Below are 24479 nucleotides of genomic sequence, written 5' to 3' on the forward strand. Positions count from 1 at the left end.
GAGGAGATTAGAATTAAACTAATTGAATTGTTAGCGACTTACGACTTGCACGATAGCATTGTAGAGAGTGTTGAATATTTGCTTGATGAGAAAAAGGTTCTAATAAAACTGGAGTTATGTCAGTGGAAGCAAGCTAATTATGATGAATCTGAACCTGAAATGCAGGAAGGAGTGTTAACTTTCACGAACGTAAACTCATTTCAAATTGAACCGTCCTCGTTTTTGATAAATAGTAATGAAATTCTTAATGTAAATGTCGATAATGAAGCTAGGAATATAGAAATCATTCTGACGGGTACTGATGATATAGGGAAGGTCAGCATTATAGCACAGGATATTTTTTGGGAAGGATGCTGACTAAAGGTGGGGCTACCCAGTGCCGAATAAACCCATCATTCAACCAATAACACATCTAATCCATGTAAAACCTGTAAAAAGACTTCGTCATTTTGTTTGTACGCACATTAAAGGCTTTATTTATATAACCCAAATAACGATATTCTGTTGCATTGAACAGGTTGATTATGGTCAGATACCACCATAGTTGACCTGTTTTTTGTTACCTTCGTTTGCTTACGAATTTTTAGATCTAACGTAACCGTAGAATGAGCTGTTGCGATAGAGACAGTGGGGAGCAGGGAATCGCAACTATTAAGTAGAACGGTACTACAACTTGAGTTTAGACAGACAAAGTAAAGAGCATTTTGTCCGCAACATAACTAACCCTTACAGCGATGATTATGGTGCAGGATAGAAATTTGGTGACGACCAATAACATATACTGGTAAAAATACGAAATAGGCCAGCCGTCTTGTCTAATACACAGCCGCTAATGTTTACATGGACGAAGTTTCCTAGGAGTGCGTTTTTACAGGACTTCACAAGGGATACACTATCATTCCGTTTAAGATCCACCATTGTACTGTTTAAGTCAGTATAGCTAATATTAGTGACCAGAGCCAGTGCTATCCCAATATCAGCATGCGTTCTTTACGCAGCAGGATGTGGAAGTGACCAATGCCGATGGGGAGAAAAGCGTAATAGTGGAGAAAGCACAGTACGATCCGTTGACTGGACGTATGCTTGCGTATACGGATGGTCTCAATCAAACCACATCGTACACATACGATCGTCTAGGCCGCACAACATCTGTCATGATGCCGAACCAAGCGCAGGCCAGCTATGTTTACAATGATAGCACCAACCACATCATGGCTAAAAATACGTTAGGTGAAGTCCAACAGGTTTGGTTTGATCCACTGGGTCGCAAACTGAAAGAGACGCAAGGCTTGGGCGAAGTAAAGTATGGTTATGATGAGCTCACAAGTCGTCTGCTGTGGCAGGACGATGCCTATGGAAATCGGACATGGTACAGTTATGATGCCTTTGGTCGCATCAAGCAGACAACATATGCATCCAAGGTGGAGTATGACGATGTTGGCTCAAGCGTAACAACGATCGATGCGGAACAGAACCGAACACGCTCCACAAGTGATATACTCGGTCGAGAATTGATGATCGAATCCTTGCAAAATAAGCAGAACTATGTGCCGATTCAGAAGAAAGAGTACAACTTGGCGGGAGCTGTTGTAGCCTCTACGGATGGAAATGGGAACCATTACGATGCCAACAGCAACCCGGTGCGTTCCATTGATCGCAGCGGAGTGGCGACGGATAACCATTTTAACAATATGAATCAATTGGTGCAGACGGTAACAGGGAATGACAATGTGCAATACGCGTATGATACCGAAGGCAGACGCCTGAGCATGACGGACCATCGCGGCACAACAAGCTATAAATATCAGCCGATATCCGGATTCCTGACGGAGATTCAATACCCGGATGGCGTACGGTTGACGAATAGCTATGATTTGAACAAACAGACAGGTTATGAGCTTCAGGCTTCACAGACCAACGTAAAAGTAGATGCAGGCTACGACAACATGAACCGGTTGAAAACGTTAGGCGTAACGAGCGGCGGTTCCGCTGCCAACACGTTTGGCTACGATTATCTCAGCAACGGGCAGTTAGCGCAGCAAAGCTATGGCACGGCTTTTGTATCACAGTTGCAGTATACCGATGTGAAGCTGTCCCAATTAGCGTATACGAGAAATAACGCTGCGATGAATACGTTCCAGTACGGTTATGATGCCAATAGCAACATTACAAGTCGGAACGAGAATAACGTGGGATCAAGCTTTACATACACACCGTTGAACCAGATCAAGACGTCTAGTGAATTCGACGAACGTTATTCCTACGATGCACGTTACAATCGATTAACGCTGGAAAGCTCCCGTGAGCTGCCAATTCAAGAAGCGCAGTACGAATATGATGTGAAGAATAGACTTGTAAAGGCGGCTGGTGCTCACAATCCTGTCACGTATTCTTACACAGGAGAGGGCCTGCTGTACGAACGGACGGCAAGGCCCAGATGAAGTACGTATATATCCATGATTTGAACGGCAAGTTAGTCGGACGTCAGGATGCTGCCAGCGGTAAAATGCAATATTACCAACTAAACGGGCATGGTGATGTGGTCGCGTTGGTAGACGAGCAAGGGCAGAAACTGAATGAATATCGCTATGATATTTGGGGCCAGCCGCTTGAAGAGAAGGAGACCGTACCGAATATCTTGAAGTACTCAGGTGAGTACTGGGATAAGACAACGGGACTCCAGTATTTGCGAGCCAGATGGTACGATCCAAGCATGGGGCGGTTTATTAATGAGGATACGTATGAAGGGGACATCAAGAATCCGCTGAGTTTGAATTTGTATTTGTATGTGGCAAATAATCCTCTGATCTATAGTGATCCAACAGGTCATGAGTATGGTAGAGTTTCTGATTTTGTTAGTGATTTCGGGGGAACCATTGTTCATGGAAAGGAAACCATAGGATATAATGTGACCTTTAAATCTGTCAATGGTATTTCGAAAAATGAAACAGTCTATAGTAATACAATGCCACATTATCTTGTGTCAAAAGATACTCAAGTTATTTATAAATCAATATTCAGAAAGTATGCCGATATAAGTATTACTGGAGACACGCAAAGATTTTACTATGATGAAAATAAAATAGTAAATGGAAATATGTATGCCGAGCGTGCTGAATTTTATGAGAAGATGGGTGCTTCATTTAAAGCGGTTAGGTACTCATTTGAAAAGTCAGAATCAGAAGCTAAGGTTGAAAACTTCCTTTCAGGATTTTATGTTAACACTGTTTTAGATATCACTACGGGTGGGGTGAAAGCGAGTCTCTGGGTGGCAACTACTCTGGCTGCAATAGAACATTCAGGATAACGGAATTCACACCAAAGACAGAGTCGGGCACATTTAATAGAGAAGTATACTGGCTTTACAATAATAAGGGAGGTGTACGCTCTATGTTTATGATTGATATTGCCCCGTCAGGTAAAATAGAGCACAAGCAATACTTCAAGTAAACATCAAAAACTTTATAAAAAAAGAACTAAATGTCACTACAATTAAATCTAAATTACAAAATGATAAATGAGAGGAGGATAGATTATCTAATTGCGAAAATTAAGATGCTTTCAATGTAATAATCCGCTTCCATTGAAATGGCTAATTTTTAGTGGTCAATGGAAGGCGCATAAATGTAAATGTTCACAGTTGTATGAATGGCCTTGGAAAAGAAAAGTTTATTTTTACACTAGTTTTATTACTGGTATATTTTTGAGTTATTATCTGGATGCTTTCTATGGTGATAAACTAGAAAAATACATTATGGATGAAGTAAACAGTATCGTTGTTACTAGGTTTCTATTGTTCATAATCACAGTAATTTTTATTTTGTTATTTGTATTTTTATCTTATTTTGTTAACCCAAAGGTATATAAATTAAAAGAAGGTACAGATGGCGATAAACAGTTAGAGTGATGAATAAGGCTGTTAATAAATCTTTAAATTAGCCTCCAATAGTAATAATTTTGTTTAACCACAATGCGGCTTGCTATCGTATTGTGGTTTTTTCTTTGGTTGATGCCCCACCCAGTGTCGAATGAATTGGGCGGCATGTCACGAAAGAACCTAACTCTCATCAACCCCTTATGATATTTTTCGAATATACATGTTGGTTCAGTATCCTCCCTCGTTTAACAAGTACTGTTTGTGCTCTCATCTGGTTTCATTTGAGAAGCCTAAACCCAAATTACTCGAAAGAATTAATGAGATAATGAACGGTGAACTTGAGCAACGACAAGTCACTGGATATACCGTAGGGAAATCGAAAAAGAAATGAGCACACGTCCTACTCTTGACTTTGAATGTGTTGCGGCGGAGCAATGGGAAGATACAATTGCAGTACCATGTGCAACACTAGTTGGTGTTGTGAGTAAAGTAACAGTAGCGTAATTTCATTGGATCAATCTTTCATGATATCATGAAGAGGTCGTAACAAGAAAGCCCAGACAGGCGGGTATGCAGGAGAAAGAGCAGCCTTTGGTTATAAAGCCCAAAAGGGAAATAAAGTATGGAGCTATTGAAGCAATAGGCCTGCATCAGGCCTATCTAATGATAAAACAACACACAATAAGAAGGATATAACCAAGGTATCATTGTGGCGCTGACCACTCGAAATGAGGATGTTAACCTCCTTATTTTAGAGTAGAGTTACGAAATCCTCAGGGGAAATGAGATGGAGAACTATGCACCGGAAGAAGAAATACAACTCAAGCATTTGTTTATAGGAATTGACTTACATAAGAATCATCATACGGATGTGTTTTTTGAATGGTTTTAAGCGAAGATTAGGATCTTTTAAGTTAGATAATAAGCCAAGTGAGTTCCCAAAGCTTGTTGCTGAGGCAAAGAAATATATCCGAAAAGGAATTTCTCCTGTATATGGATTAGAAGATAAAGGTGGTTACGGGAAAGCCTTAGCGGTGTATCTTGTAGAACAGAAGCACACCGTTAAAGAAGTCACCCTGCTCTGCCTAATGGCATTCATAAAGCCAATCCTATTGTACAGAAATCAGATGAATGGGATGCGGAATGTGTAGGTCATGTATTGATTGATAAATTCGAATCATTACTGACTGCGAAGCCTATGGATCAGTATTGGGTAATCGCTCAACTCATAACAACAAGAACAGCAGCGGCAACGAACTTAACCGTTCTCATTAATCAGCTTCATGCCTAATTAGGCCATCATTACCCAAGTTATCGGAAGTTCTTTGCTGAATTGGATGGGAAGACATCACTGGCGTTCTTTGAACAATATCCCTCTCATCACTTGTTGAAGGGAACAACTGTCAAAGAACTAAGAGAGTTTCTGTTAAAGCCGAGCAATTTTGCCTGTTCGATCAAGAAAGCTGAGAAGATATTCTCCATGATTAAAGAAGATGGGGATACAACACGAGATTACCAAGCAGAACGGGACTTTATCATACAAAGTCACATTCGTCGTATACGTAACTGTAAGGAAGAGATGAAAGCTATTGAACAGCATCTAAAACTGCTCATGCAGGGTACAGGATATCAGACGGAAAGCTGGATGCTGGTGTTTATTTTCCGATGAAGGGCTCATGGTATTTATCTTTATCGGAAGGATCGCATTTTATGGCCTATAGCAGATGGACGGGGATTCCATAAGAAGAGAAAAGGGAGTTATAAATTGCTATAATTGCGATTGTAAGCTCCTGCACAAGTAACGGAAGGTAATCAATCTTGCAAAGATGCTATGTAAAGTAACTGTACAAAACTGCACATAAACAAAAGGCCGTCATGAATGGATCATTCATGACGGCTTTAATATCTAATTTTTTTTCTGAATACTACGCAATGATTATCCTCTTCCGTTCATTTCAAAGTCCACGTACTCAGCAGTTGTATTTGTAGTGAACATTTCGTTGTTAATTTCTGATTCTGCCAAGGCTCTACTCCAGATTTTCAGCTGATACAAATTACCCTTGAACCGGTGATTCCTGTCTTGAATCCAACCAGATATCACGGCACTGTCGGATACTTTTGGAGCTGCCGCCTCCCCATACTTTGTAAGGCTCTGCTTCTTTCCGTTAATGTACAATTCACTATCGTACACATTATCATTAGAAAAAATAGCTGTTACATGTACCCATTTGTTCTTTAGAGGTTCACTAATAGTTCCATATACATCGCCTTTGCCAGTATTGAAGCCAAATAAGTGGCCCTGTATAAACAAAGTATAGGTGGAATCCCAGCTAAAGGGCATTTGAGATGAAGTTCCATCCCATTTCATCCAGAACTGTACGGTAGTTTTTCCAGTTGGTTCTTTATTTACAGGAAGATTGTCCAACATGTATCTACTGTTCATTTTAAAAGCAAGCGATGCCTTAGGAGAATCAAATAGATCCCATTGGCCTAAGAGATGGCCTTTCTGGATTGGGGTGTTAAGCTCCTGCATATACGTTAATATATCGCCTTTTGAGAGTTCTGTACTCCAAATTTTTAGCCCAGCAAGATCTCCTCCGTAACGATACGCATCATTCCGTTCCCATCCACCTACTGTGGCTCCTTGTGACACAGAAATTGCAGCGTGTGTTCCATAAGATTGCAATTTTTGTTCTTGAGCGTTTATGTATAATCTACTTTTTTTAACATCTCCATTGCTAAATACTGCGGTAACTAGTACCCACTTGTTTTCAATATTACTAACTGGGACACCATATAGATCTCCATTGGAAGTATTAAATCCTAAAACACCGCTATTCAACCAGATGTTATATCCTGAGTTCCAAGTAAATGGCATGACATCATCAACACCGTTCCATTTCATCCAAAACTGAACGGTTGTCATGGCCCCTTCTTGTTGACTAACCGAGGGTACCGAGATGGGCAGCTTGAGATCATGACTAAAAGTTTTATATATTTGTGGTGAAGGAGAATAGCCTGACAAATCCTCATCCGCTTTGATCACCTTGATCAGATTGCCATTGGCATCATATTTGTATTGGTAAATTGGGCTGGCGTAGACTATGGAGTTACACATTAGAAAAAGTGTTAGTATATTAGACTCTTTCCCTGGAAGCTTGAGATAAATCCCTTCAAAATTAATTCCTCCTGAATTCATGTAATAGTTAGATAATATTACCTGTCACAATATAACAGCATACTATATATTAGAATTTAGCACTATGTAAATAATAGGGGGATCTATGAGAAAAATAAGAATAGTAATGGTATTTGTCTTGAGTATGATTCTCGTGGTTGCTGACCATACAGCCTATGCCGCGGTATCTGCTAATACTTTGCATAATACATTTGAGAAAGATGTCAATGACAGCTTAGGGATGGTAGTTGAGCAACAAAGTGAGGTTGGAGGATATTTGTCAGGCATATTGCCTGAAGGTTCTACAGTTCCAAGTCCGGATATGGGAGTCTATGCGAAGAATGGACAGTATTTTTACAGGATAGCAGGTACAGATAATAGCTCGATCAAAGATAGTTTTATATATTATAAGTTATATGATGGGCTGGATCTAAAGGTAGATCAAGGAATGGTTCTTAGTTATTGGATTTATCATCACGGTGGGCAGCAAAGTAAAAAAATCGCGATAGACCTCATATTTGACGATAGTACGACATTACGTGATTCAGGTGTAACAGACCAGACTGGTAGTAGAGTTCATCCCGCATTTCGAAATACGTCGTTAAATGAGTGGCATCATGTGCAAATAAAGCTGGATTTGTTCAGCGGCAAGAAGATAAAAAAGGTGTTAGTTGGCTATGATGACCTCACAAATGATGAAGTAGGCTCCTTCCGGGCCTATTTAGATGATATTTATATTGGGCCATCACAAGCGCTAGATGCCAAGATTTTGACTAGTCAGTTGCCTGATGTTCTATACGCTGGTGAAGATTATATGGCTAATATCACTGTTAAAAACGTGGGCTCTCAAGAATGGTCGGAGTCAATGAGCGTTCGCTTAGGTGCTGTAGACGATGGAGATTCTTTCGCGCTAGGGAGACATGTGATTCCTGCAGGACAAAATATTAAGTACGGGGATACATATACTTTTGCCTTTTCAATGAAAGCACCGGATAAACCGGGCGTTTATACGACGGATTGGCGTATGGTTCAAGATGGAGTGAGTTGGTTTGGGGATACGGTAGCTAAGCAGGTCAGAGTGAAGGAGAGGGAAGCTTTAAATGCCGAGATAACGGCGTATAGATTACCTGATTTTCTATATGCAGGGGAAGAATATACGGCAAGCATTACGGTGAAAAATACGGGCACTCACGAGTGGTCAGAGTCGACGAGTGTGCGCTTAGGTGCTGTAGACGATGGAGATTCATTTGCGTTAGGTAGACATTTTATTCCTATAGGACAAAAAATCAAGTATGGGGATACATATACCTTTACATTTCCAATGAAAGCACCGGATAAACCGGGTGCATATACGACGGACTGGCGTATGGTGCAAGATGGAGTAACTTGGTTCGGGAATACGGTGACCAAGCAGGTTAGGGTAAGAGAGAAAGTAAATGTAAACAAAGACAAATTAAGCACGTATTATTATGATCCCAATAACCAATTGGCGTATATAATATCGGCTAATCAGAAGAAAGAGTATGTATATGATGAATTAGGTCGGCTGCGCTCTACATCTACCAGTCGTAACCTCATTCCTAATCACAGCTTTGAGCGGTCAGAATTATGGCAATTATCCCCTCATATGAGTTATGATTCGTTAAAGTCGACTGACGGCAGTAAGTCAATTAAGTTTGCAGCAGAAAATGAAGTCGTCAGTACTACATCAGATTCCGTGCTTATCCCAGTACTCTCTTCGCAAAAGTACGTCCTGAGTGCAAGCCTTTTTAACAGTTTAACGAAAGGCAGCTTTTACGTTGATATGTTAGAACTGGATGAAAGCAATAATGTAGTTCTGGATCATGCAGGCTATTATTCGGGGGAACAGCAAAAGTGGAATCATGGCACGGTAGCATTCGTGACAAATAGTAAAACCGTTCATGTGCTCGTACGAGTGGTTGCAGATAGCGGGGCAACTGGGACAGCATATGCGGACAATATCAAATTAGAACGAGCGAAAAACTAGCTGATTCAGCTAGTTTTTCTGCATTTGTATAGTCAAGGAGACGTTGTAACCACCCGTGATGTGATGAAACTAGCAAGCGCATATCATAAAAAGGAGTAAATCGCGTCCTTCATCTATCATACTATCCATGCTAATTACTCTCATAAATATTTTACCAGTGTTACGCATAAACAGTGCAAAGCGACGACGCTGTAAATCGTTCGCAAGAGGTGGATAGTATGCATTTATTTACTTTCTGCAATGGTGAAGCTGCACGGATTTGTTGGCTGTAACAAATTTTATGAATGCGCTTTCCATGACGCGAATATGTATCGATATCTCACGATTTAGCGTATTTGGGCGTCAATAGTGTCCATATATGATGAACCAGACTTGTGTTGAATGCTGCTCTAGTATAAGGAACATCAGCTTTATCGCATTGTAAAAATAGATCTCGTAACAATCTTTAAAATAATATTAATCATTTATAAATATTTTCCATCATTTTACTACCCGTGCACTAGAGTAGGTGGTACAATGTTGAGGAAAATATAACCTTCACACAAAGTACAAATTTGAGAGGGGAAATAATGTGGTAAAAAAGAAGTGGACGTCCTTAATGCTGATTGTGGTACTTATTGGGAGCTTGTTATCCGCGTGCAGTAGTTCAAATTCAACTACGAACCCACCTAAGGAACAACCTAAGCCATCCGACACCAAGACCGAACCAGTAAAGGAAAATACGGTGCAGACACCGAAAGACGGAGGCGCCATTACGCTAGGCACCTTCACAGACATCGTGACAGCGAATCCGCTATTTGCCAGCGACACTTCTTCAGGCGATGCCATTAACTTGATTTTTGCTAATTTGTACGATGTTGATCGTAAAGCCAATGTTGTAGCAGAGCCTTGGTCGCTAGCGGCAGAACTGCCGCAGATCAGTGAGGACTCCAAGACTTATACGATCAAATTAAAGCCGGAAGCCAAATGGAGCGACGGCCAACCGGTTACGGCCGACGATCTTATCTTTTCCATTAATACTACCCGCAACCCGGATGTTGGCTCACCAGGTATTAGCTCCTTCGATAAGGTAGACACTGTGACCAAAGTGGATGCCAATACGGTTCAAATCAAGCTGAAGCAAGTATATGCCCCATTCCTCTACTCCCTTAGACTCAGTCTTATCCCTAACCACATCTTAAAAGATGTCCCTGCAAAAGAACTCAAAAAGCACCCATTTGGTGCAGACCCAACGAAGACGGTAACCAACGGACCATGGAAATGGACCGAATGGAAACAGAAACAGTACTTAAGCTTTGATATCGATCCAAGCTATTGGGGGGCTAAGAAACCTCATATCGCTAAGGTCGTGTACAAAATATACGCCGATCAAAATACGGAAGTACAGGCGCTGATTAAAGGTGACATTGATAGCGTCTCGGCTATTCCGGTTACACAGCTTGCCGCTGTTCAGAGCAAAGAAAATCTGAATGTCGTGCTTGCCCCAGGGCCGCTGTATGAATACCTCGGCTTTAACTTTAAGGGCGAGAACTTCCCGGGCAACGTAAGCTTGTTTACGGGGGAGAAGACTAGACAGGCAATCGCCTACGCGCTTAACCGCCAAGGTATGGTTGACAACATTTTGAAAGGAACCGGCAAGCTGATGAATTCGCCATTCTTGCCAGGCTCGTGGGCAGATCCTGGAGAGGCTGCCGTCAATTATAGCTATGATGGGGCACAAGCGAAGAAGCTGCTGGAAGAGGACGGCTGGAAAGTCGGTGACGATGGTGTATTAACGAAGGATGGCAATCGCTTCTCCTTTGAGCTGCAGTACAATACAGGCAACAACCGCCGCGAACAAGTGGCTGCTGTTATTCAACAGAACTTAAAAGATGTAGGCATCGAGGTCAAGCCAAGAGGAATCGACTTTGCGGCATGGCAGGAACAGAACATTAATCCAGGGAAATATCAAGCTATTTTAGCTGCTTGGTCTTTGACAGATCCTGATCCGAACTCGGAAAGTATTTTCTCTTCAAAATATTTCCCGCCAGGACAAAATGCAGGCTGGTATAAAAATGATAAGTTGGATCAATTGTGGGTGAAAGGGTACTCTGTCGTTGATCAGAATGAGCGCAAGAAAGTGTATCAGGAAATTGGCAAAGAAATTTCTACTAATCTTCCTTATGTATTCCTATATCAATACGGAACACCGCAAGGCTTAGGTCCTAAAGTCAAATATGCAGAAGAAGATAAACCAGAACCTTCACTTGCATACGGTTATATGTTCCGCATTATCAACTGGTGGGTTGAATAAGGTCAACAACCATTAGACAACACCGGACGAGGGGAGGGGAGTTAACTCCCTCCCCTTTATGGTTTAGGAGGATTATTTCATGACGGAATTCCTGATCCGCCGCGTACTTCAGTCGCTGCTAGTTATATTTCTGATCTCGATCGTGACCTTCGGTCTCATCCATGCGGCCCCAGGGGGACCGACACAGATCTTTCTATCACCGGGCTTATCTCAGGAAGCGGGCAGAATTCAAGCACATAACCTGGGATTGGATCAGCCGGTATATATTCAATATGCACGATGGCTGGGCGACATGCTGCAAGGAGATCTTGGACAGACATTTAAGAACAATCTCCCCGTCTCGGATATTCTCTGGCCTACTGTGCAGAACACAGTCATTTTAATGGGAGTTGCTTGGCTGTTCGCAATGCTGATTGCAATTCCTTGGGGAATTTATAACAGTACGTCTGAATATGGAATCTCTGATCAGACAGCATCGATGATTTCCTACATCGGATTTGCTATGCCTGTATTTTGGTTTGGTATTATGCTGCAGGAACTTATATCGATCAAATGGGATCTGCTTCCTTTGTCCGACATGTACACGATGGGGAAAGAAGGTAATATTGGCGACCTTTTCATGCATTTAATTCTTCCCGTTTCTGTTCTGACATTGGGATTTTTGGCTTCATATGTTAAATATTCACGCACAAGCATGTTGGAGGTACTCGATCAAGACTACATTCGAACAGCACGGGCTAAAGGAATGAAGGAAAGAAGAGTCGTGTTCCGTCATGCGTTGCGAAATGCGATGATACCGATTATTACGATTTTAGGGCTGGATTTACCTATTCTAGTAGGGGGTGCTGCTATTACAGAAAGTGTATTTAACTGGCCTGGCATGGGACGACTGTTTATCGAAATGGCAGTTGCCCGGGAATACTCAGTCTTGATGGCAATTACGCTCATTACAGCTGTTATCGTGGTTATCGGAAATTTAATCGCAGATATTTTGTATGCTATCGTAGATCCTCGTGTACAGATTGGTCGTAAAGGGGGCGTCTCATCATGAGCGTGGCCAACCTCAAAGAGCTTCAGCCTGAGCCTGGACGTGACACAGATCTTCAACCCGTCCTCCCTCTTCCTCCCTCTGAGAAACCAATTGGCTTGTGGCAAATGGCATTTAAGAAATTTATGAGCAATCCATTTGCCGTGTCAGGACTAGTTGTTTTGTTATTTTTCGTGATCGTTGCCCTCTCCGCTCGTGTTATCGCTCCTTACGATCCGGCTGCCATCGATTTATTAAATGCGAACCTGCCAGCAGGCAGTCCCAACCATCTGTTCGGAACAGATGAACTGGGACGAGACATCTTGACGCGACTCATCTACAGCAGTCAAGTATCCCTCTTGGTTGGTTTTTCTGTGGCAATCATCTCTGTGGTGATCGGAACGATCATCGGATCGGTTTCAGGCTATTTTGGCGGCTTCGTAGACACTTTTTTTATGCGAATCGTAGATGTGATGAATTCCATTCCAACATTGTTTCTAAATATTTTGGTGCTTTCTATTTTTGGTTCTAAGTTCAGCTACATGATCATAATCATGGGATTTACAAGCTGGATGGGTTCTGCGCGGCTCGTTCGTGGTACGTTCCTGCAGCTTCGTGAGATGCAGTATGTAGAGGCGGCGAGAGCAATTGGTGTATCAAGTTGGTCTATTATTGGGCGGCATTTGCTCCGTAATTCAACAGCTCCAATTATCGTTAACGCTACGTTAATGGTAGGGGGGGCCATATTAGCCGAGTCAGGATTATCTTATTTGGGATTAGGTGTCCAGCTTCCGGATACGAGTTGGGGACTCATGTTAAGCAACGCACAGCAATTTATGTTGGTAGATCCCATGCAAGCGCTTTATCCTGGGCTGTGCATCTTTTTAGTCGTCCTAGCTGTCAACTTTATCGGGGATGGCATTCGCGACGCATTTGACCCGCGCAAGAAAGTGAAAATTCCACGCAGGAGGTTACAGCAATGGCGGGAAAACTTCTTGAAATCCAAAATTTGACCACGGGATTTGTAACTGAGAAAGGGATTGCCAAAGCCACGGACCGAATATCCCTCAGCGTGGAAAAGGGCAAGACCCTCTGTATCGTAGGAGAATCCGGCAGTGGCAAAAGTGTCGCCTCGCTATCCATTATGCGGCTCGTCAATTATGCTGGCGGAACGATCTTTGAGGGCAGTATTCGTTTTAATGGAGATGATCTGGCTGCCAAGTCACAGAAAGATATGATTCAGATTCGCGGCGAGCGAATTGCGATGATATTTCAGGACCCGATGTCTGCGCTTAATCCTGTCTTTACAATTGGCGACCAGATCGCGGAGAGCCTACAGCTGCATCAGCGGATTAGCCGCCCAGAGGCATGGCGGCAAGCCGTTGATATGCTGCATATGGTCGGGATACCTGACCCGGAGCTGCGCGCCAAGCAATACCCGCATGAGATGTCGGGCGGGATGCGGCAGCGGGTTGTGATAGCGATGGCGCTGGTATGCAAGCCCGCGCTGTTAATTGCCGATGAGCCTACAACCGCACTAGATGTAACGGTCCAAGCTCAGATTCTAGAACTGCTGCGACGCTTGCAGGATGAGCTAGGTATGGCGATTGTACTCATTACCCACGATATGGGGGTAGCGGCAGAGATGGCCGACCGGATCGCGGTAATGTACGCAGGCAAGATCGTGGAAGAGGGAACGGTTCTGGATATTTTTGATCATCCGTCACATCCTTACACGATTGGCCTGCTTAATTCCATTCCGGGATTGGAGGGCACACGAGGCGAGGAGTTGTATACGATCCCAGGAACGATACCCAGCATTAATAACCTTCCTGCGGGATGTCGCTTTAACCCTCGATGCGTAAAGGCGGAAGATAAATGTCGCCAGCAAGAGCCAGGACTAAATGAATATCGATCGGATCATTACGTCGCCTGCTTGCTTTATGGCTCTGAGGGAGCAACGAATCCAGTTGATTCCGTTACGGAGGTGCACCGCTCATGACACAACAGCCGCTTATTGATGTCCAACATCTTAAAAAGTATTTTCCAATCAAGACAGGACTGTTGAATCGGGTAATCGGTCATGTGAAGGCAGTGGACGATGTTACCTTTGGTATTCATCAGGGGGAGACATTCGGGCTTGTTGGCGAATCCGGCTGCGGGAAGTCAACGCTGGGGCGGGCAATTTTACAGCTGCAGAAGCCGACAAGCGGGGAAGTGTTCTTTGATGGCCGAAGCGTACAGCAAATGAATGCGAAGCAGTTGCGTCATTTGCGGCAGGATATGCAAATTATTTTCCAAGATCCGTTTGGATCGCTCAACCCACGGTTCCATATTCGGGATATTATCGGTGAGCCTTTACGTGTTCATCAACAAGTATCGGCTGCGGAGATTGATAAAAGAGTAGTGGAACTTATGGAACTGGTAGGCTTGGATGCGACAAGGCGCAATCGTTATCCGCATGAGTTCTCAGGTGGACAACGGCAGCGTATCGGCATCGCCAGGGCAATAGCGTTAAATCCACGCTTTATTGTAGCGGATGAAGCGGTGTCAGCATTGGATGTGTCCGTCCAGTCGCAAGTATTAAATCTATTGATGAAGCTCCAAAAGGAACTCGGATTAACGTTCCTCTTTATTGCGCATGGACTAAATGTAGTCCGTCATATATCAGATCGCATCGGCGTGATGTATCTGGGCAGGCTGGTAGAAGTTGGCCGTACGGAGGAGTTGTTTGCTAATCCGAGGCATCCTTACACAGCTGCATTGTTGTCGGCTATTCCACGACCTTCTCCGCACCGGAAGCAGGAACGGATTGTATTGCAAGGAGATGTTCCTTCTCCTGCCAACCCACCGTCGGGATGCCGGTTCCATCCGCGCTGTATTTACGCGCAGGACAAGTGTCGTGTCCTATCGCCCGAGCTTGTCACGATGACAGCGGATCGCCAAGTTGCTTGTCATTATCCATTGGAGGCGATTCCGCATTCAGTAGTCATCTAATAGCAGGTTATGATTCGGATGTGAAAGATTGTGATAACGGCTGAGATATCAAGTAAGACTCAAGTTACACGAAATGACAAACAAGCCTTTGGAGGATCAATAGCGATCATCCAAGGGCTCGTTGTGTAAACTGGGGTGCAAACCGTCGAGCAGAGACAAGGGCTAGATGGACGTCTTTGTAGTCGTGACGTTCGAATACAGTATAGCTACCGATATTTCGCACACATCGTTGGTATTATTTTGATACACGTGCCCCGTGTCTGCCGAGAAGGAGATTGCATCTCCCTTTTCTAACGTACTGGTCTCTGGCCCAATTTCGAGTGTGAGCGTACCTGAAAACACCGTTATGGACTCAATGACACCAAGTCCATGCGGTTCAGAAACGTAAGCGCACCCAGGCAGTAAGCGCGCACGAAACGTCTCCATTGAGATGCCAGGCGCCGCATAGGTATTATGAGCTTCAAAGCGCTTGTTGTCTTCCCGAAACTGAGGCTGATCATCTGCCCGCACGACCTTCAATGAAGGATTCTCAAGAATAAATGCCGTTAATGGAACCTGTAGTCCAGATGCAATCTTCCAAAGTGTAGCTACCGTCGGATTGGAGGTGCCGCGTTCGATTTGTCCCAGCATTGGCTTACTCACTCCGGTAAGTTCAGCTAGATCATCGAGTGTCATGTTTAGCTGTTGTCGATAATGGCGGAGCCGCTTGCCAATTCGATCTGAAATAAGGTCTTTTTCCATAATTACCTCCATTAAATGACGATATGATTAATAATAAACAGGCATCTGAAAAAATGATTATATTTAGTCAATAAAATGGGTTGACCGTTCCTTTAAGTATGCTATATTATATCTTGGCAGTTATTATAGCATATCAAGGGAGAAGTCACGGATGGCAGGCTATGTATCATCTAGAATAACAAAAGATGTCCCCTCGCGAAAAGGGTTTGTGAAGGCGTCTTTTGATGTGTTTCCGCTTGCTCTTAGCGTGTTTACGTATGGGCTGGCATTTGGAGCGCTTGCAAACAATGCTAATCATTTCACATTGTGGGAAACGGTTGCAATGTCTATGTTTGTGTTTTCCGGGGCAGGACAATTTACCATTTTGTCTTTGCTTCAGCAGGATGCTACATTATGGGCGATTGCCATCAGCACGTTTCTTATTAATGCCCGTTATGTTATTTATGGCTTGTCGTTAGGCCGGGATCTAGATGATTGCCGCCGAGGGCACCTCTTATGGATGTCACATATCATTACGGACGAGAGCTACAGTGTAGGAACGATTCAAGCGCAGGAGAGCAAGCTTAGCGTAAGTTACTTTGCTGGAGCAGGAATTATTGTATTTCTGTCATGGATATTAAGTTCGGTTGCAGGGTATCAGCTGGGTGGTCTGATTCAAGACCCGACTCGATATGGTCTTGACTTTGCATTCACTGCCGCCTTCCTTGGTCTGCTCATTGCACTGTTAAAACAGCGCAGCCACTACTTGGCTGCGGCGTTAGCGGTTATTGCTTCAGTGGTTGCTTACCAATGGGTAGGAACATCCGGCGCTGTATTTGCCGGAGCCGTTGCCGCGTTTGTAGTAGGGGTGAAATCGAAGTGATATCCTCGACTCTATTAGTTGTCATTTGCGTAGCGGCTGCTGCTACATATTTGACCCGATACCCAGGTTTTGCGCTTAGCCGCTATATCAAGATGTCGCCTGACATCGAAAGAGGCTTCCGTTATGTACCGATTGGTGTATTTGCCGCGTTGGTTGCTCCTTCTGTCTTTTATCATCCAACAGTGGATGGCAAGATTGAATGGGCATTTTACATCGCCGTAATTGTAGCCGCAATTACTTCATGGCTTGCGAAGAGCCCGCTTTGGGCGATGGTGACAGGCGTACTGCTTATCGCATTACTGCGCATGTTTTAGTCATCTAATCACAGACTATCTTCCTTTAAATAAAGATAACCTTGGTCAGCGTGAGCTGCCAAGGTTTTTTATTTTATTTAAGAATAAGCAAAGAATCTGCACCTTCCGATTGCCGTGTATATACTGGTATAATAAGTAGATATGAATTGAGGTGAACTTCATAATGGCAAAGGCTAAGAGTAAGCGTCCAGCACCGTATGCTAAACCTGTTTCGGAAGAGAAGCCGGCCACACTTAAAGACTTGCTCAGTCCCGAGGTGTTAAACAAGTTAAAGGCGCAGTCTGAAGAACTGAAGGCAACAGAAGTGAAGCAGAAGGAAGACGAGCGGAAGCGGCTTGAAGAAGCCCGCAAAGCAGAGCAGAAGCAGTTAGATAACAACTTTGAATATTTGCTGAATAACAGCAGCATGGACTGGCGCAAGCATAAGTAAGTTTGCTGCACGCCGTGACGAATAAGGGGGTTGCCTGGGTAAGCGTTCAGTGCTTACTGGCGGCCCCTTCCGTTTATCAGGGGCGAATGGTAACTCGGGTCCCAACAGGAACGATACTCGCCAACAGTAGTACGTCGGGGTTGTACATACGGATACACCCGTGAGACACCATGTGTCCGATGGAAGAAGGATCATTTGTACCATGGATGCCGTAATGAGGCTTGGATAACCCCATCCAAAATGCGCCAAAAGGTCCGCCTGGATTCGGCTGCTTATTAATAATGACATAATCGCCTTCTGGTGTTGCTGTCACCATCCTGCCAATTCCTACGGGAAAACTGCGGACAACAATGTTATTGTCCAGCAAATATAAACTTCGATCGGATAAGTCGATAATAATGCGGTAGTTCGGCATACAGGTCACTCCTTTAACAGCAGTGTATGTAAGTTCTAGTGTCTCGGTTTAGGCAGATCCTGTTCACCATTTGGGTTATTACGGTATTAACCCCAATGCGTACTCATAGGGTTTCTTTTTTTGCTTATAAATTAAATTAATGCCCAAATATGGAATTAAAATGTATTTTGTCTAGACATATAGTATAGGTAATAAGTCATTACTAATTGTCAGATCAGGTTGAAGGGGCGAGATGTAAGGCAGTCGTCTTATGCTTGATCCTTGAAATGAAGGAAATTACATGGGAGAGGGGGATGAAATTGACCAGTGCTGTTAAGAAAATAGGTCATTTCATTTTGTTTGTTGTTATCGTGCTTAGTTTGTCCTCCTGTGATGGCATCACGATGTTAAACAGCACTACTGTTGATGTGCAAATGAATGCCAGTGTCACAAATGTTAGCGCTGTGTCTATCCAAGCGTTTAGTGCCAATATAAAGGTTACAGCTGCGAATGTAGAGGAAGCAAAGGTGCACCTAACTGGGAAATTAAGTGGAGACGAGAAAGAAATGGAGAAGCTGCTTCGTGTGGATGCCGAAGGGTCTAATCTGAATATCCAGTTGAAACGTTCAAACAGCATGCTAGTTACAGCTAATGATCTTACGCTGGATATCGAGCTGCCAAGTCGTCGCTACAAGCAATTGTCAGTTCAGGCTTCTTCGGGCAACATTGACTTGCAGCGGTTGGAAACCGATCATTTAAGTACGCATGTATCCTCAGGTAACATCAAGATTGACCAGTTTGAAGGGAATAAATTCGAGGCTGAGTCGAGTTCCGGTAATATCGAAGTAAATAAGTTAGCCGCCGATGCAGCCATCAAAGCCACATCAGGCAACGTCATGATCACTTTAGCAAAGCTAGATAAACCGTTGTCAGCGGAGACGAGTTCTGGTAACGTTACAATAACTGTGCCAAAAGACGCCAAGGCGAGATTGAAAGCTGATACCAAGTGGGACAATATGAAAATAGACGTTCCATTTACCATTACGAACAAAGAAAAGCGACAAGTTGAAGGTATACTGAACAACGCACAAGCAGATGCAGCTTTATTCTACGTAAAGACAACGTCTGGACAATTTGACCTCAAGCAATAAATAAATCATTCTATAACCTTCCTGTCACGGATAGTCTGTCATCTAATAACCTTTCTGCAAGGCATCGTCTTGGTGCATGCAAGAAAGGTTTTTTGACATGTCGATAAAAAACCGGAACTGGATAAAGTTACCCCTTTTTATATAATGTTATCCCTTTCGCTGAGACCGATATTCATTGAAAATGAAGGTGTAAACCGTAACTCAGCTTCTTCTCGCAAGTAAGCCAAATCCCTCAATAAATACATTAATGTGTTGACACTCCTGTTAAAAATGCGACTTCTACTAAGTATCTTTGTAATCGCTTACAACCACTTGTCCCATTTATTCTTTTTTGTGCTTCTCACATCTGATGCTGATCAGCCCGTTTGCCAGACGATCTCAGTTAATAGGTTCGTCTGAGTAAGCAGGCTGCTGCATATAAGCGGCAGGCTGCTTTTGCCGCCCACTCAAAATTGGAGGTGATTTTGACTAACTCTACACTATTTGCAGTTGTTCCAAGAGGGACGACAGCGTGCATTACAACTACAAAGGAGGAATTTAATGATGTTTGCTCGAACGGCTTTGATTCGTAAATCTGCCGTTACTCTACTCGCATTTGCCATGATGTTATCCGTATTGGTAGTTTCATTTGTCCCTGCACAGACGGTGGCTGCGGCTGCTTCATCGTACAAGGTTATCGGTTACTATCCTTCATGGGGAGCGTATGGCCGGAATTATCAAGTGAGTTCTATTGATACCACTAAAGTCACGCATATTAACTATGCCTTTGCGGACATTTGCTGGAATGGACGTCACGGCAATCCAGATCCGACAAGTCCGAATACACAAACTTGGGCTTGCCAAGATGCTAACGGCAATATTAACGTACCTAATGGAACGATTGTTTTGGGTGATCCGTGGATTGACGTGCAGAAGAGCTTTCCCGGAGATAAATGGGATGAACCTATACGTGGAAATATTAAACAATTAAAGCTGCTCAAGCAGGCCAATCCGAACTTGAAGACGATCATTTCTGTAGGCGGGTGGTCGTGGTCGAACCGTTTCTCTGATGTAGCGGCAACCGCTGCGACACGAGAAGTGTTTGCTAATTCTGCTGTTAACTTCATACGCACTTACAACTTTGACGGGGTGGATCTGGACTGGGAATACCCTGTTGGGGGAGGCTTGATCGGCAACAGCGCTCGGCCTGAAGATAAACATAATTATACCCTGCTCTTACAGGCAATTCGTGAGAAGCTGGACGCCGCGGGTACAGTCGATGGTAAACAGTATCTGCTCACGATTGCTTCAGGTGCAAGCCCAACCTATGCAAGCAATACTGAGCTTGGGCAGATTGCCAACGTCGTAGACTGGATTAACATTATGACTTATGACTTCAATGGTGGATGGCAGAAGATGAGCGGGCATAACGCGCCTCTTTATTATGATCCGCTTGCAACTGCAGCGGGTCTGCCTAATGCGCAAACTTTTAACGTAGAGCAAGGCGTTCAAGGGCACTTGAATGCAGGTGTCCCTGCGAGCAAGATTGTGCTGGGCATGCCTCTTTATGGACGTGGGATGAGCGGATGTACAGATGCAGCTAACGGCCAATATCAGCAATGTACGGGAGCCGCTCAGGTAGGCACATGGGAGAAGGGGTCGTTTGATTTCTACGATCTTGAGGCGAACTATATCAATAAAAATGGGTATGTGCGTTATTGGAATGATGCTTCCAAAGTTCCCTATCTGTACAACAAATCAAATAAAACCTATATTTCGTACGATGATGTGGAGTCATTTGGTTACAAAGTTAGCTTCCTGAAGACGAAGGGCCTTGGGGGAGCAATGATCTGGGATTTAAGCGGCGATCGGAATAAGACGCTGCAAAATAAATTGATAAATGACTTAAGTGGAGGAGTTACACCACCGGACGTGATACCGCCAACGACGCCAACTAATGTCACTGTCGTATCCAAGACGTCAAACAGCGTGAATTTGAGCTGGACGGCATCGACAGACAATGTAGGGGTAACGGGCTATACGGTCACATATGGCCCGACTACTGTGACTGCTGCTGGAACAAGCGCAGCCATAACAGGTTTAAGCGCAAATACAGCTTATACATTTGCAATTGCAGCGAAGGATGCGGCGGGCAACGTCTCCCAAGCAGCCACGATACAAGTGACTACCGACAGTGGAAGTGTGCCAGACGTGACACCGCCAACGGCGCCAACTAACGTCACAGTCGTATCAAAGACGTCAAATAGCGTGAATTTGAGCTGGACGGCATCGACAGACAATGTAGGGGTAACGGGCTATACGGTCACATATGGCCCGACTACAGTGACTGCTGCTGGAACAAGCGCAGCCATAGCAGGATTAAGCGCAAATACAGCTTATACATTTGCAATTGCAGCGAAGGATGCGGCAGGCAACGTCTCTCCAGCAGCTACGATACAAGTGACTACCGACAGTGGAAGTGTGCCGGACGTGACACCGCCAACAGCGCCAACTAATGTCACCGTCGTATCAAAGACGTCAAATAGCGTGAATTTGAGCTGGACGGCATCGACAGACAATGTAGGCGTGACAGGGTACACGGTCACATATGGCCCGACTACAGTGACTGCTGCTGGAACAAGCGCGGCCATAACAGGATTAAGCGCAAATACAGCTTATACGTTTACAATTGTGGCGAAGGATGCGGCGGGCAACGTCTCCCCAGCAGCTACGATACAAGTGACTACCAACGCAAACAGTGGTGGTGTATGTGCGTCTGCGTGGGATGCAGCTGCGGTATACACGGGGGGCAATCGCGTAACTTACAACGGCAATGTGTATGAAGCAAAATGGTGGACGAAAGGTGAACGTCCGGATCAAGGTGGAGACTGGGGTGTGTGGAAACTAATCGGTCCATGCAGCTCGACGCCAGCACTCATTGTGCCTACTGAACGGACAGAATCAGCAGGAGCAACAATAATCGGAGGAGCGGGCTTATCGCCCGCTTTTCTGTCCCTCTCAAGCCAGTCAGCACTAGCCCAGCCAACTACTGCTGCGCTGCCAGCCGACAAAAAAGTGATTGTCGGCTATTGGCACAACTTTGATAACGGCTCCGGATTTATCCGTCTACGCGATGTCTCGCCCAACTTTGATGTGATTAATATATCCTTTGCGGAGCCGGTGAGTGGTCCATCCGGAGGGACGATAGGCTTTACACCTTACAACTACACAGAAGCGGATTTCAAAGCAGACGTGAAGTATTTGCAAACACAAGGTAAAAAAGTGATGATCTCCATTGGTGGAGCCAATGGCCAGGTGCAGCTCGTATCGGAACAAGCTAAAAATAACTTTGTAAATTCAATGACAAACATTATATCTTCGTACGGCTTCGATGGTTTGGATATCGACTTTGAAGGTCATTCTTTATACTTGAACGTGGGGGATAAAGATTTTCGCAGTCCGACGACACCTGTTATTACGAATCTAATTTCGGCTGTTCGAAGCTTGCACAACCACTTTGGGGATTCCTTTATGGTGACGATGGCACCTGAGACCTTCTTTGTTCAGGTCGGGCACAGTTTCTATGGTGGCAACGGAAATGGTATCGATAGCCGAGCAGGAGCATACTTGCCTGTAATTTATGGATTACGTGACATATTGGATTGGCTTCAAGTACAGCACTATAATTCAGGTCCAATCACAGCTTTGGACGGCACTTACTACAATATGGGGGATGCGGACTTCCATGTTGCAATGGCTGACATGGTATTAAGCGGATTTACAGTTGCAAACAACCCCAATTTGGTGTTCCCGGCGCTGCGTCAGGATCAAGTTGTAATCGGACTTCCGGCGAACGTTAACGCAGGCGGGGGCTATACGAGCGTAGCGGAAGTACAGAAAGGATTGAATTACTTAATGAAGGGCCAATCCTTTAATGGGCGTTATAAGCTGGCTAATCCGGCAGGCTACGCGGGGATTAGGGGCTTGATGACATGGTCGATTAACTGGGACAAATTCAATAACTTTGAGTTTTCCTCCAAGCATCGGACTTATCTCGACAGCTATCAGACGGGGCCTGATACACAACCGCCATCCGTACCAGCTAATCTTCAGGCAAACGGGGTTACCTCAAATAGCGTCAAACTGGCCTGGAGTGCCTCGACGGATAACGTAGGTGTTATTGCTTATGATGTATATCAGGGCGGCGTAAAGACAGCCACGGTTACAGGAACAACTTATCAAGCGATAGGATTAGCCGCAGATACTACCTATTCATTTAACGTTAGAGCAAGGGATCTGGCAGGGAATATATCTTCCCCAAGTCTTGAAATTCAGGTGAAAACACTTGTGGAGAACGGTGATGACCACATTCCTCCAACGGTACCAAGCAACGTGCAAGTTACCGCCAAGTCGGCTACTAGTGTAACATTAAGCTGGACACCGTCCACTGATAATGTAGGAGTTGTTGAATACTTGGTGAGTTACGGAGCACAAACAGTGAATCAAGCTGCACCAACTGTTCAAATCTCAGGACTGACTCCTAATACGCTATATTCTTTTTCGATAACAGCAAAAGATCTGGCTGGAAATGTGTCTCCGGCAGCAACGATTCAAGTGACAACCGATACAGCGAGTGGTACTACAGCCTGGAAAGCGGGCACTGCTTATAAGACAAACGATGAGGTAACATACAACAACGTGGTATATGTATGTGTACAAGGCCATACTTCTTTGCTGGGCTGGGAGCCTGCCAATGTTCCGGCATTATGGAGAAAAAAATAGCGAGAATGAAGCCTGGCTTATGCCAGGCTGTTTTTATAGGATAGTTACATGAACTGTCTCAAAATCTAATCTCTAACCGTTTTCATGGCGAACAATAATTTACGTGATAGGGGAAGACTAGATTGGAATGAGAAACGCCCAATGCAAGTTATTGATGTAAGCCGAGGCCAAGCGTGTTATTCATATTATAACCGCGCAGCTTGATAAGGAGCGGCACGATGCTTCCGTCGCTTTCGAAATGGAGTTTCCTATTACTGATCCTAACAGCAACACTTCGGATACCGTGGAGCAATTTATACACGCTTTGACCTCAGACAATGTTTCATTTGAGCCTGCAGAAGATTGCATAAAAGGCAAATATATCGTGCTGAATCCAGATAAATTAACCCACGTTCAATCTTTGAGTTAACAGTTTACAACCAAAAGGCAGTCGCATTTCATAAATG

At 44.1% G+C, this 24479-nt stretch carries 21 protein-coding genes; 18 read left to right on the top strand and 3 right to left on the bottom strand.

Annotated elements, in window-relative coordinates; translation table 11 throughout:
- The first annotated feature begins 27 nt into the window (after positions 1-27).
- The 6 genes from MH117_RS01955 (at position 28) to MH117_RS01980 (ending at position 5546) form a co-directional block, all read left to right on the top strand.
- Positions 28-357, top strand: coding sequence for a hypothetical protein (locus MH117_RS01955; protein ID WP_239326840.1), 330 nt, complete (start codon positions 28-30; stop codon positions 355-357).
- Positions 358-962: 605 nt separating this feature from the next.
- On the top strand, positions 963-2441 hold the full coding sequence (locus MH117_RS01960) for a hypothetical protein (protein ID WP_239326842.1): 1479 nt from the start codon (positions 963-965) through the stop codon (positions 2439-2441).
- On the top strand, positions 2438-3307 hold the full coding sequence (locus MH117_RS01965) for an RHS repeat-associated core domain-containing protein (protein ID WP_239326844.1): 870 nt from the start codon (positions 2438-2440) through the stop codon (positions 3305-3307). Before MH117_RS01960 ends, MH117_RS01965 begins: the two co-directional genes overlap by 4 nt.
- A 1439-nt stretch (positions 3308-4746) precedes the next feature.
- On the top strand, positions 4747-5028 hold the full coding sequence (locus tag MH117_RS01975; RefSeq protein ID WP_239326846.1) for a hypothetical protein: 282 nt from the start codon (positions 4747-4749) through the stop codon (positions 5026-5028).
- Between the two features lie 8 nt (positions 5029-5036).
- Positions 5037-5168: a hypothetical protein gene (locus MH117_RS26465; protein WP_275444469.1), complete on the top strand. Its 132-nt coding sequence runs from the start codon at positions 5037-5039 to the stop codon at positions 5166-5168.
- A gap of 42 nt (positions 5169-5210) precedes the next feature.
- Positions 5211-5546: a hypothetical protein gene (locus tag MH117_RS01980; protein ID WP_239326848.1), complete on the top strand. Its 336-nt coding sequence runs from the start codon at positions 5211-5213 to the stop codon at positions 5544-5546.
- A 267-nt stretch (positions 5547-5813) separates the two neighbouring features.
- Here the strand turns inward: MH117_RS01980 and MH117_RS01985 are convergent, their stop codons facing one another.
- The gene (locus MH117_RS01985) at positions 5814-7076 is read right to left on the bottom strand and encodes a LamG-like jellyroll fold domain-containing protein (protein ID WP_239326850.1); all 1263 of its coding nucleotides are present in this window, start codon (positions 7074-7076) and stop codon (positions 5814-5816) included.
- An 85-nt stretch (positions 7077-7161) separates the two neighbouring features.
- Between MH117_RS01985 and MH117_RS01990 the strand changes: the two genes are divergently transcribed.
- From MH117_RS01990 to MH117_RS02015, 6 genes are all read left to right on the top strand, one after another.
- Entirely contained in the window at positions 7162-9063 is a 1902-nt protein-coding gene (locus tag MH117_RS01990) for an NBR1-Ig-like domain-containing protein (RefSeq protein ID WP_239326852.1), read from the top strand.
- A gap of 598 nt (positions 9064-9661) precedes the next feature.
- Positions 9662-11356 carry an ABC transporter substrate-binding protein gene (locus MH117_RS01995; RefSeq protein WP_239327727.1) on the top strand — a complete coding sequence of 565 codons (1695 nt, stop codon included), beginning with the start codon at positions 9662-9664 and terminating at the stop codon, positions 11354-11356.
- Between the two features lie 79 nt (positions 11357-11435).
- The gene (locus tag MH117_RS02000) at positions 11436-12407 is read left to right on the top strand and encodes an ABC transporter permease (protein ID WP_239326854.1); all 972 of its coding nucleotides are present in this window, start codon (positions 11436-11438) and stop codon (positions 12405-12407) included.
- Positions 12404-13396, top strand: coding sequence for an ABC transporter permease (locus MH117_RS02005; protein WP_239326856.1), 993 nt, complete (start codon positions 12404-12406; stop codon positions 13394-13396). Before MH117_RS02000 ends, MH117_RS02005 begins: the two co-directional genes overlap by 4 nt.
- A complete protein-coding gene (locus tag MH117_RS02010; protein ID WP_239326858.1) occupies positions 13363-14385 on the top strand; it encodes an ABC transporter ATP-binding protein in 1023 nt (340 codons plus the stop codon). The genes MH117_RS02005 and MH117_RS02010 overlap by 34 nt, the downstream gene beginning before the upstream one ends.
- Positions 14382-15380, top strand: a complete 999-nt coding sequence (locus MH117_RS02015; protein ID WP_239326860.1) for an ABC transporter ATP-binding protein — start codon at positions 14382-14384, stop codon at positions 15378-15380. Before MH117_RS02010 ends, MH117_RS02015 begins: the two co-directional genes overlap by 4 nt.
- 162 nt (positions 15381-15542) lie before the next feature.
- Here MH117_RS02015 and MH117_RS02020 read toward each other — a convergent pair whose 3' ends face one another.
- Positions 15543-16121 carry a helix-turn-helix domain-containing protein gene (locus MH117_RS02020; protein ID WP_239326862.1) on the bottom strand — a complete coding sequence of 193 codons (579 nt, stop codon included), beginning with the start codon at positions 16119-16121 and terminating at the stop codon, positions 15543-15545.
- Positions 16122-16272: 151 nt separating this feature from the next.
- Between MH117_RS02020 and MH117_RS02025 the strand changes: the two genes are divergently transcribed.
- From MH117_RS02025 to MH117_RS02035, 3 genes are all read left to right on the top strand, one after another.
- Positions 16273-16983, top strand: a complete 711-nt coding sequence (locus MH117_RS02025; RefSeq protein WP_028544033.1) for an AzlC family ABC transporter permease — start codon at positions 16273-16275, stop codon at positions 16981-16983.
- Complete coding sequence (locus MH117_RS02030; RefSeq protein ID WP_239326864.1) at positions 16980-17297, top strand: AzlD domain-containing protein; 318 nt, start codon at positions 16980-16982, stop codon at positions 17295-17297. Before MH117_RS02025 ends, MH117_RS02030 begins: the two co-directional genes overlap by 4 nt.
- Positions 17298-17460: 163 nt before the next feature.
- The gene (locus MH117_RS02035) at positions 17461-17727 is read left to right on the top strand and encodes a YqkE family protein (RefSeq protein ID WP_239326866.1); all 267 of its coding nucleotides are present in this window, start codon (positions 17461-17463) and stop codon (positions 17725-17727) included.
- 76 nt (positions 17728-17803) lie between these two features.
- Here the strand turns inward: MH117_RS02035 and MH117_RS02040 are convergent, their stop codons facing one another.
- A complete protein-coding gene (locus MH117_RS02040) occupies positions 17804-18142 on the bottom strand; it encodes a L,D-transpeptidase (protein ID WP_239326868.1) in 339 nt (112 codons plus the stop codon).
- Positions 18143-18435: 293 nt separating this feature from the next.
- Between MH117_RS02040 and MH117_RS02045 the strand changes: the two genes are divergently transcribed.
- The 3 genes from MH117_RS02045 to MH117_RS02055 all read left to right on the top strand — a co-directional run bounded on the left by MH117_RS02045 (position 18436) and on the right by MH117_RS02055 (position 24442).
- The gene (locus MH117_RS02045) at positions 18436-19272 is read left to right on the top strand and encodes a DUF4097 family beta strand repeat-containing protein (RefSeq protein ID WP_239326870.1); all 837 of its coding nucleotides are present in this window, start codon (positions 18436-18438) and stop codon (positions 19270-19272) included.
- 543 nt (positions 19273-19815) lie between these two features.
- The gene (locus tag MH117_RS02050) at positions 19816-24033 is read left to right on the top strand and encodes a glycosyl hydrolase family 18 protein (RefSeq protein ID WP_481857217.1); all 4218 of its coding nucleotides are present in this window, start codon (positions 19816-19818) and stop codon (positions 24031-24033) included.
- 238 nt (positions 24034-24271) lie between these two features.
- On the top strand, positions 24272-24442 hold the full coding sequence (locus MH117_RS02055; RefSeq protein ID WP_239326872.1) for a hypothetical protein: 171 nt from the start codon (positions 24272-24274) through the stop codon (positions 24440-24442).
- Positions 24443-24479 lie beyond the last annotated feature (37 nt).

Source organism: Paenibacillus sp. ACRRX, assembly GCF_022346885.1.
Classification (GTDB): domain Bacteria; phylum Bacillota; class Bacilli; order Paenibacillales; family Paenibacillaceae; genus Paenibacillus_B.

Excerpts from the sequence above, each read along its gene's own strand:
- MH117_RS02050 (WP_481857217.1), top strand. The coding sequence starts at position 19,816 with ATGTTTGCTCGAACGGCTTTGATTCGTAAATCTGCCGTTACTCTACTC.
- MH117_RS02000 (WP_239326854.1), top strand. The coding sequence starts at position 11,436 with ATGACGGAATTCCTGATCCGCCGCGTACTTCAGTCGCTGCTAGTTATA.
- MH117_RS02010 (WP_239326858.1), top strand. The coding sequence starts at position 13,363 with ATGGCGGGAAAACTTCTTGAAATCCAAAATTTGACCACGGGATTTGTA.
- MH117_RS02025 (WP_028544033.1), top strand. The coding sequence starts at position 16,273 with ATGGCAGGCTATGTATCATCTAGAATAACAAAAGATGTCCCCTCGCGA.
- MH117_RS01965 (WP_239326844.1), top strand. The coding sequence starts at position 2,438 with ATGAAGTACGTATATATCCATGATTTGAACGGCAAGTTAGTCGGACGT.
- MH117_RS02035 (WP_239326866.1), top strand. The coding sequence starts at position 17,461 with ATGGCAAAGGCTAAGAGTAAGCGTCCAGCACCGTATGCTAAACCTGTT.
- MH117_RS02055 (WP_239326872.1), top strand. The coding sequence starts at position 24,272 with ATGGAGTTTCCTATTACTGATCCTAACAGCAACACTTCGGATACCGTG.
- MH117_RS01975 (WP_239326846.1), top strand. The coding sequence starts at position 4,747 with ATGTGTTTTTTGAATGGTTTTAAGCGAAGATTAGGATCTTTTAAGTTA.
- MH117_RS02005 (WP_239326856.1), top strand. The coding sequence starts at position 12,404 with ATGAGCGTGGCCAACCTCAAAGAGCTTCAGCCTGAGCCTGGACGTGAC.
- MH117_RS02020 (WP_239326862.1), bottom strand. The coding sequence starts at position 16,121 with ATGGAAAAAGACCTTATTTCAGATCGAATTGGCAAGCGGCTCCGCCAT.
- MH117_RS01995 (WP_239327727.1), top strand. The coding sequence starts at position 9,662 with ATGCTGATTGTGGTACTTATTGGGAGCTTGTTATCCGCGTGCAGTAGT.
- MH117_RS02045 (WP_239326870.1), top strand. The coding sequence starts at position 18,436 with ATGAAATTGACCAGTGCTGTTAAGAAAATAGGTCATTTCATTTTGTTT.
- MH117_RS01990 (WP_239326852.1), top strand. The coding sequence starts at position 7,162 with ATGAGAAAAATAAGAATAGTAATGGTATTTGTCTTGAGTATGATTCTC.
- MH117_RS01985 (WP_239326850.1), bottom strand. The coding sequence starts at position 7,076 with ATGAATTCAGGAGGAATTAATTTTGAAGGGATTTATCTCAAGCTTCCA.
- MH117_RS02040 (WP_239326868.1), bottom strand. The coding sequence starts at position 18,142 with ATGCCGAACTACCGCATTATTATCGACTTATCCGATCGAAGTTTATAT.
- MH117_RS02015 (WP_239326860.1), top strand. The coding sequence starts at position 14,382 with ATGACACAACAGCCGCTTATTGATGTCCAACATCTTAAAAAGTATTTT.